Source organism: Accumulibacter sp. (assembly GCF_031732815.1).
In the GTDB taxonomy this organism is placed as follows: domain Bacteria; phylum Pseudomonadota; class Gammaproteobacteria; order Burkholderiales; family Rhodocyclaceae; genus Accumulibacter.
This window is the reverse complement of record NZ_JAVMKF010000292.1, coordinates 1-2,538: the sequence shown is the minus strand read 5'-3', so window position 1 is coordinate 2,538 and position 2,538 is coordinate 1. Positions and strand designations below refer to the sequence as shown.

General features: G+C 65.0%; 3 protein-coding genes and 1 pseudogene. All 4 read right to left on the bottom strand.

Annotated elements, in window-relative coordinates:
- The coding region (csb2, locus tag RKP46_RS20275; protein ID WP_409194161.1) for a type I-U CRISPR-associated protein Csb2 at positions 1 to 124 on the bottom strand (124 nt) is incomplete at its 3' end.
- Positions 125 to 132: 8 nt separating this feature from the next.
- On the bottom strand, positions 133 to 1,239 hold the full coding sequence (gene cas7u, locus RKP46_RS16670) for a type I-U CRISPR-associated RAMP protein Csb1/Cas7u (protein WP_311107659.1): 1,107 nt from the start codon (positions 1,237 to 1,239) through the stop codon (positions 133 to 135).
- Positions 1,236 to 2,108: a type I-U CRISPR-associated protein Cas8c gene (gene cas8c / locus RKP46_RS16665; protein ID WP_311107657.1), complete on the bottom strand. Its 873-nt coding sequence runs from the start codon at positions 2,106 to 2,108 to the stop codon at positions 1,236 to 1,238. Before cas8c ends, cas7u begins: the two co-directional genes overlap by 4 nt.
- Positions 2,101 to 2,538: pseudogene (locus tag RKP46_RS16660) on the bottom strand (type I-U CRISPR-associated helicase/endonuclease Cas3); the annotation flags it as partial. The pseudogene RKP46_RS16660 and the gene cas8c, both read right to left, overlap by 8 nt.

Below are 2,538 nucleotides of genomic sequence, written 5' to 3'. Positions count from 1 at the left end.
GAGCGCCCGTGGCCGCGGCCGCGACCAGCGCCTGAAACAATCGCGCCGGCGAAGGTGGCCATTCCGGCCGGCCGTGAAAGCGCCCGTCATGAAAGCGCACAGCAATGAGCAGGGCGCGGGGCATGGCTCCCCTCACGCAGTTTCGCTTACTTTGTCTTGGTTCTTGCTCTTGGCCTTCTTATCCTTCTTAGAGTCCTCGACTGCACGCTCTTTACTGAACGTCAGGCGCCGGTTCGCACCAACACCAAACGCTTTTGCAGCCGCAAGGGCAAATTCCCGCGCCGTTGATGCACCAAGAGCGACTGCCGAGCGGGTGCCCGTCCGCTCAACCAGCGACCATTCAGCCCGCCTCTCGGGATCCGGCACGATCAGGCAGCCCTGCCGCAGGAACGGATCGAGCGGATCGGTCGCGGCAATGAGCGAAAGGCCAAGCACGTAGCGGCGGAGGGCTTGGGCATTCTCGCCGTTCAGGCGCCGCAATGCGACAAGATTGACGGTGACGTCGCGCTGGATCGGGCCGTGGGCGACAATGCCTCCCAACGCTCCCGCAGCGGGCACATGGACAAAACCTCGCTTTGCCAACGGGCTCTTCGGATCCCCCTCTTGCTTGGCTTTTTCCTCTTCTCCGAAAACGTCGAGGGCAGAGTAGTCGAGCGGAGGATTGTACTGTGCCGAACGTTGCAGGACTTCGACGTCCCAGGCGCGGATGACCGATTGGACGATCCGCGGCAGTTTCGCCTGGGTGTCGCGCGAGTCCCACACGCCAAAGACGAGCGACGTCGGCGCGAGCTTTGCGATCGCGGCTGCATCGTTCGTGCGCTGGAAGACGTCAAACGCCTCATGGGCCGCAGCTCGCAAGTCAAAGCCGCTCGCGTCGTCCTTGGCGACGCAACGGATCAGGGCATCGCCGAGGCGATGGCCGGCATCGAGGATGCTGACCGTCCGCTCGTTGCCGTAGGCGATCTCGATCTGCGGCACCAACGCGTCGTACGGGGGGTGCTTGAAGATCGGCTCCATGCGGTTGGCCTGGCTGCCGACGCTGTCGATGGTGGCGACCTTGGTGCCGTCGGCAAGCGTATCGATGTTGTAGCCGATGTCGGCGTACGTAGGCGGGAAGATGACGCCACCCTTGCCCTCGACCGGCAACAGTTCCTGCCTGAGATGCAACGCCACTGGGCCGTTGTCGTCGTCGGCCCAGGAATTGATTGTTTCGTGCGAGAGGGATTGCGGCGCGGTCACGGATTGGGCTCCTCTATGACATTAAGAATGCACCGGGCCTGGTTTTCCTGGCCGGGCCAGCCGAGCTGCATACGAAAGGTGCGTTGCAAGAATGGAAGCTGGGAACAGCCAAGTGCTGCGCGGAGAAACATGGGATCGAGCCACACGTCGGCGATCCCCCCACTTGCAACACCGTACCGGTATTCCAGTTTCGTCAAACGTTGGGGCCTTGCGTGGCCGAGACCGACCGCCGCCAGCACTTCCGTCAGCGGATAGCCCATCATCGTGATTTGTCCGTGCTCGTTTGGTGAGAAGCCGGCATCGATCGGGATGTAATCGCGCCGCCACTCGAAACGAAAACTGCTGCTCTGCGGCGCTGAGACCGCGAACGGGTCATTGAGCGCACCTTCCGACTTTGCGTGCGCGAGGGCGAGCGCGTCCCGCGCGAGTGCGGCCCCGGGATAGCCGGCAGCGCCGGCCCAGAACTTGACATTGTCACGGACGGTCGCGTCGCCCCAGTGATCGAGCACGAGGGAGCATGTCCCGACCGAAAGCCGCGCCGGCAGCGTTGCGGGACTGGAAGGATCGGGAAACGGAAACGGCTCGCCTTCGCGCAGCAGGGCGGTTGGGATAGTCCACTTCTCGGTGCGGTGCTCAGACCGGAGCGGCGCTACCGAGTTGACAGTTGCCGCCGCCAGGAACGCCAGCACCGCTGCGACCGGGTTGTCATCGCCCCGGGCGCGCAAGTGGAAACGCACGTTGGCTTCATCCGACCAATCGAAGCGTCCTTCGGCGTCGCCGAGCAGGATCTCCGCCGCCTCGAGGAAGCCCAGGCAGGCGAAGACCTGGCCGGGATTGAACAGATCGACCGGGATGGCGGCTTCAGCCATCGCGCTGGCTTTCCGCTTCCAGCGCGCGCGAGGCTTGCTGGTCAGCGGCGCGGACCAGCGCTTCCAGCCAGGCGAGGCCCCAGGGGCCGAAGCGCTTCTGCAGTCGGGCGAAACGCAGGGCGACGTCGCGAGCACGGGCCTGCAGGAGGCTCGGCGGGCCGTCGTCGCAGCCGTCCGTCTCGATCACCGGACGCGCGCGGCCGTGATGCGCCGCGATCAGGTGCAGGACTAGGTCCTTGAGATCGTCCGGGAGCACTGCCAAGGCGTTGTTCCTTTCTGCCCGCAACAGCGAGCCGAACTCGTGCCGATAGCCGCCGAGGACAGCGAAATCTGGCGGTCGCTTGCTGCCGGTTTTCGCGTACGGGCGGCCGTCCTTCGGCGTGTGGAACGCTCCCTGCCAGCGCCGGGCCGCCTTACCCTCGTCATGCAG

Excerpts from the sequence above, each read along its gene's own strand:
- cas8c (WP_311107657.1), bottom strand. The coding sequence starts at position 2,108 with ATGGCTGAAGCCGCCATCCCGGTCGATCTGTTCAATCCCGGCCAGGTC.